General features: G+C 72.1%; 4 protein-coding genes. 3 read left to right on the forward strand and 1 reads right to left on the reverse strand.

Annotated elements, in window-relative coordinates; translation table 11 throughout:
* The first annotated feature begins 375 nt into the window (after window positions 1-375).
* Entirely contained in the window at window positions 376-1749 is a 1374-nt protein-coding gene (locus ABD350_RS23360) for an NAD(P)/FAD-dependent oxidoreductase (protein WP_344350227.1), read from the forward strand.
* A gap of 137 nt (window positions 1750-1886) precedes the next feature.
* Window positions 1887-3530 carry an ATP-binding SpoIIE family protein phosphatase gene (locus tag ABD350_RS23365; RefSeq protein WP_344350228.1) on the forward strand — a complete coding sequence of 548 codons (1644 nt, stop codon included), beginning with the start codon at window positions 1887-1889 and terminating at the stop codon, window positions 3528-3530.
* Window positions 3531-3629: 99 nt separating this feature from the next.
* On the opposite strand, the gene ABD350_RS23370 is transcribed toward ABD350_RS23365, so the two are convergent.
* Entirely contained in the window at window positions 3630-4919 is a 1290-nt protein-coding gene (locus tag ABD350_RS23370) for an MFS transporter (RefSeq protein ID WP_344350229.1), read from the reverse strand.
* A 110-nt stretch (window positions 4920-5029) separates the two neighbouring features.
* Between ABD350_RS23370 and ABD350_RS23375 the strand changes: the two genes are divergently transcribed.
* Window positions 5030-5578 (forward strand): MarR family winged helix-turn-helix transcriptional regulator, encoded by a 549-nt coding sequence (locus tag ABD350_RS23375; RefSeq protein WP_208033027.1) that lies wholly within the window; start codon window positions 5030-5032, stop codon window positions 5576-5578.
* Window positions 5579-6000: the final 422 nt, after the last annotated feature.

The following is a 6000-nucleotide window of genomic DNA, read 5'->3' on the forward strand; positions in this document are numbered from 1 at the left end:
GTTTCCCCCGGTAATGACGTCTCCCCCCGGAGACTCTCCCCGCCACTGGCTGCGAAGCGCGCGGAACGGGCATCGGTTCGACCGGATCCGCCCGTCGCGGGCCCGTTCGACCACATTCCCTACACTCCGTCGACACACGAACATAGTTGAGAGGCAGTCAATTCAGAAGGGGCAGGTTCCGTACAGTGCGCCCCCCGATCGGAGTACGGAGCGTGTACGTCCCGATTCCCTCCCCTCCCACCCACGCGTCCGCCCCCGCTGACCTGCCCCGTTTCGTCCCATACCGGAACCCCGCCCGGTCCCGCGCTCACCCGGCCGCCGGTCACACAAATTGCCGGGGCTGTGGACAAACACCAGCGCCGGGTGCGTCATGGGATGGTGAAGGAACGTGCGCGCATTCTGGTTGTCGGCGGCGGCTACGTCGGGATGTACACGGCCCTGCGCCTCCAGCGGAAGCTGAAGGCCGAGCTGAGAAGGGGCGAGGCCGAGATCACGGTCGTCACCCCCGACCCCTACATGACGTACCAGCCGTTCCTTCCCGAGGCCGCCGCGGGCTCGATCTCCCCGCGCCACGTCGTCGTACCGCTGCGCCGCGTCCTCGACCGGTGTCACGTCGTCGTCGGCGAGGTGACCTCCATCGACCACGCGGTGCGCACGGCCGCCGTCAGCACCCTCGCCACCGCCGGCGAGGGCAGGTCCGCCGAACTGCTCGACTACGACGAACTGGTGCTCGCCCCCGGCTCGGTCTCCCGCGCCCTGCCCGTCCCCGGCCTCGCCGAGTACGGCATCGGCTTCAAGACCGTCGAGGAGGCCATCGGCCTGCGCAACCACGTGATCGAGCAGATGGACATCGCCTCCTCCACCCGCGACCCCGCGGTCCGCGACGCCGCCCTCACCTTCGTCTTCGTCGGCGGCGGCTACGCGGGCGTGGAGGCCCTCGGCGAACTGGAGGACATGGCCCGCTACACCGCGCGCTACTACCACAACCTCCGCCCCGAGGACATGAAGTGGATCCTCGTGGAGGCCACCGACCGGATCCTGCCGGAGGTCGGCCCGGAGATGGGCCGCTACACCCTCACCCAGCTGCGCCGCCGCAACATCCAGGTGCTGCTGAACACCCGCCTGGAGTCCTGCGCCGACCGGATCGCCGTCCTCAGCGACGGCCAGCGCTTCCCGACCCGCACGCTCGTGTGGACGGCCGGCGTCAAACCGCACCCGCTGATCGCCGCCACCGGCCTGCCGCGCACCGACCGCGGCCGGCTCCGCTGCACCGCCCAGCTCACCGTCGACGGCACCGAGCACGCCTGGGCCGCGGGCGACGCCGCCGCCGTCCCCGACGTGACCGCCGCCGAGCCCGGCACCGAGACCGCGCCCAACGCCCAGCACGCGGTCCGCCAGGCCAGGATCCTCGGCGACAACATCGCGCACGCCCTGCGCGGCGAGCCCCTGGAGACGTACGCCCACCGGTACGCCGGCTCCGTCGCCTCCCTCGGCCTGCACAAGGGCGTCGCCCAGGTCTACGGCCGCAGGCTGAAGGGCTACCCGGCCTGGTTCATGCACCGCGTGTACCACCTCAGCCGGGTGCCCACCGTCAACCGCAAGGCCCGCGTGCTCGCCGAATGGACCCTCGCCGGGCTGTTCAAACGGGAGATCGTCTCGCTCGGCTCACTCGAACATCCGCGCGCGGAGTTCGAACTGGCAGCCGGTGGAAAGCCTCCCCACAGCCCCTCCGACGACCCGAAGGGGTAGTCCTGACCGGACCCGGGAACTCCGCGGACCGCCGAGGCGTCTGACGGTTGTCGCCGTGGTCCGCCCCCCTGCCGGACTGCCCACGTCCCCGGACCGGCCCCCCGCCCGCCCACCGCACCCACGAGGCTTTCCCCACAGTGAACTTCACGCGCTGGAGCGCCCGGCTCCCCGGAACGCAGCGCCGCGCCGCCGCGCGGACCGATTCGGCGGTCTCCCCGGACCGGCGGGGTGACGGCTCCGTGCCCGCGGCCCGCGCCGAACGGTCCGCCGACGCGGTCCCGGCGCCCGCCGTGGACGTACTGCCCGCGCGTGACGTCCTCGATCGCGTCCCGGCCCTCGTCGCCCTGGTCCACGGCCCCGACCACCGCATCGGCTACGTCAACGACGCCTACACCGCGGCCTTCGGCACCCGCCCCACCGGCGCCCCCGCCCGCGACGCCCTGCCCGAACTCGCCGAACTGGGCCTGCTCCCCCTGCTCGACCAGGTGCTGCGCAGCGGCAGACCCCGCACCCTGAAGTCCCGCAAGGCCGTCGACGGCCGCTCGTACACCTTCACCTGCACCCCCGTCACCGAGGACGGCGACCGCGACGCGGGCGTCCTCGTCTTCGCCACCGACGTCACCGACCACGCCGAGGCCGCCGAACGCCTGCGCGCCAGCGAGCGCCGCCAGCGCGAGACGGCCGTCACCCTCCAGCGCTCCCTGCTGCCGCAGGAACTGGAGCAGCCCGACGACCTGCGCATCGCGGCCACCTACCAGCCCGGCGGCACCGAGGCCGCGGTCGGCGGCGACTGGTACGACGTGATCACCCTCGGCGGCGGCCGGACCGCCCTCGTCATCGGCGACGTCATGGGCCGCGGGGTGCGGGCCGCCGCCGTCATGGGCCAGCTCCGCACGGCCGTCCGCGCCTACGCCCGCCTCGACCTGCCCCCGCACGAGGTGCTCCAGCTGCTCGACGGCCTCGCCGCCGAGATCGACGCCAACCAGATCGCCACCTGCGTCTACGCCATCCACGACCCGAACGAGGGCCGCCTGGTGTACGCGTCCGCCGGCCATCTGCCGATCCTGGTCCGCGACGAGAGCGGCCTGGTCTCCCGCGCCGACGAACCCACCGGCCCGCCGCTCGGCACCGGCGGCTGGATGCACTCCTCCGGCTGCATCGCCCTCGGCCCCGGCGCGACGGCCGTCCTCTACACCGACGGCCTGGTGGAGCGCCGGGACGCCGACCTGGACGAGGGCATCGCGGCACTCGAAGGCGCCCTCGCCGGCGCCACCGGCACCCCGCAGGTCGTCTGCGACCGACTGGTCCGCTCGGCCGGCGTCACCGCCGACCACGACGACGACGTGGCCGTCCTCGTCCTCCAGCACCCGGCGCGCACGGGCCCCGACGGCGATCTCTTCCGCAACGCGGCCCTGGAACTGCTCGGCGGCGTCGAGGCGGCGCCCCGCGCCCGGGCGTTCGCCTCCGGTGTGCTGACCAGCTGGCGCTTCCCCGCCGAACTGCACGACCTCGGCGTCCTCGCCGCGAGCGAGCTGGTCGCCAACTCCCTCCAGCACGGGACCCCGCCCATGCGGCTGCGGCTACGCCGCACCGACCGCCGCCTGATCATCGAGGTCACGGACGGCGACGACCACCTTCCACGCCGACGGCGGGCGGAGCCGGGCGACGAGTCCGGCCGGGGCATCGCCATCGTGGCGACGATCGCCTCCAACTGGGGCTGCCGCCGCACTCCGGGCGGCGGCAAGGCGGTCTGGTGCGAGTTCGTCCTGCCGAAAGGGTGAGCGCCGCGGGGGCGCGGGCCCGCTCCCGGGCGCGGGAGCTCCGCGGCCGGTCGCGCGGTTCCCCGCGCCCTTGGGGGGCGCCACCCCGGCGGCGCGGTCCTACGCCTCCGCGGTGACCGGCTCCTGGGCCCCGCCCCGGCTCACCACCCGGCTCTCCCGCGCCGTCCACGGCCGGTCCTGCGCCGCGGTGAGGCGCCGCCCCAGCCGCAGGGCCAGCACGGTGATCGACAGCGAGAACAGCAGGAAGGCCACGATGTACGGCGCGTGCAGGGAGGCGCCCAAGGGACCGCCCACCGCCGGACCGACCGCCAGCGCCAGCTGCTTGACCAGCGCGAACGCCGAGTTGTACTGACCGGCCAGGCCCTCCGGCGCCAGATCGGCGGCGACCAGCGGCGCGACCGTCGGCGACAGCATCGCCTCACCCAGTCCGAACAGCGCGTACGTCGACACGAAAGCGGCCGTGGCCATCTCCTGGCTGCCGTGCCCCAGCCCCGCGTACCCGGCGGCCAGCCATGCGACGGCCCAGATCAGGCCCACCGCGGCGATGACCCGGGACCGCCGGCGCCGCTCCACGAGCTTCAGCACGGCGAACTGGGCGACCACGATCATCAGCGTGTTCGCGGCCAGCGCCGTCCCCAGCGCGGACGTGGATATCCCGGCCGCCTCGACGCCGTAGGCGCTCAGCCCCGACTCGAACTGGCCGTAGCAGGCGAAGAAGAGCACGAAGCCCAGCACGCACAGCTGCACCATCGCCCGGTTACCGAGCAGCTGTTTCCAGCCGCCCTTGGCCGACCGCCCGGGAGCCTCCGCCATCCGCGGCGAGTGCGGCATGCGCACCGTCGCCATCACCACGACCAGCAGCAGGAACATCAGCGCCTCGATCGCGAACAGCAGCGTGAACGAGGACACGCGCGTGGTGTCGACCAGATGGCCACCGATGAGACCGCCGACACCGAGCCCCAGGTTCTGCAGGAAGAACTGCATCGCGAACGCGCGCGAGCGCGTGTCCGCGGAGGAGCAGTCCACGATCATCGTCGCCAGCGCCGGCTGCATCACGGCCTGCCCGGCACCGAGCGCGGCGGCGGACAGCAGCACGGTCGTGGCACCGCCGGCCAGACCGAGGCTCAGCGCGCCCAGAGCGGCGAGGACCAGGGCGGCGAGCAGGACCGGCAGCGGGCCGCGCCGCACGATCGCCCGGCCGGCGAACGGCAGCACGATCAGCGCGGCCACGGCGAAGACGGCGAGGACCAGTCCCGCCGTCATGGCACCCAGCCCTCGCACCTGCGCCACATAGACGTACAGGTACGGGACGGTGAAGCCGAGCCCGAACGCGCTGAGTGCGTTGCCCACGTGGATCCGGCGCATCGCTGCGCCCATCGCCCTGGTCACGTTCACCTCTCTCACTAGTTAGACCTGAAGACTTCAAAGCTAAAGTTCGAAGCTAAAGAGTACACAGTGAAGGACTTCAAGGCAAAGGGGCCGCGTGCCATACTGCGGCCATGGCCGACACCCCCGGCGTCACGGAGCCGACACTCGAAGAACAGATCGCCGCCTACCAGCGCGAGTTCCAGGACCTGGACCCCCAGGTCGAGAAGATCGTGTCGGCGCTGTCCCGGCTGAACCGCCGGATGAACGTCGCGTACGGCCGCCAGACCGCCGCCCTCGGCATCAGCAACGCCGAGTGGGAGGTCCTCAAGGCCCTGGTCCTCTCCGGCGCGCCCTACCGCATGGGCCCGAGCGACCTGGCCAAGCGGCTCGGCCTCACCCCGGCCGCGATGACCCACCGGATCGACCGCATGGTGGCCGAGGGGCTGGTGACCCGGGAGCGGGACGAGTCCAACCGGGTACGCGTCATCGTGGAGCTGACCCCCGAGGGCCGCGAGAAGTGGCTGGAGGCCATGCGCCTGGCGACCGTCTTCGAGGAGGACCTGCTCCAGGACCTCACCCCCGTCGAGCGTGCGGTGCTCGGCGAGGTCCTGACCCGGCTCCTGCGTCGGGTGGAGCACGCGCAGCCGGACGCCGGCGGCCGGCTCAGCGACCTGGACTGAGGCCGGGCCCGCGACCGCGGAAAAGATCTTGACAGAGGGTGTTGACACGCCTCTGGCCGATCCGTAAAGTTCTTCGGGTTGCCGCGGAGCCGTAACGGTTCTTCGACAACACTCTGCCGCCTTGAGCGGCACCCTCACACCACCAGCACGATCTCCCGTACGGGTTGATTTCGGCGCGCCCGAATTCAATTTGAATACGGGCTCGGCGGCCCGATTGGGAAACGCCGGGCGGATCCGCTAAGGTTTGAGGCGTCGGAACGGCCCAACAGCCGGGAAGACAAGCCCCCCTGACTGGGAGTCAGACGCCGAAAGGATCTGATAGAGTCGGAACCGCCGGAAAGGGAAACGCGAGAGCGGGAACCTGGAAAGCGCCGAGGAAATCGGATCGAGAAAAGATCTGATAGAGTCGGAAACGCAAGACC

Source organism: Streptomyces nogalater, assembly GCF_039532885.1.
GTDB lineage: Bacteria > Actinomycetota > Actinomycetes > Streptomycetales > Streptomycetaceae > Streptomyces > Streptomyces nogalater.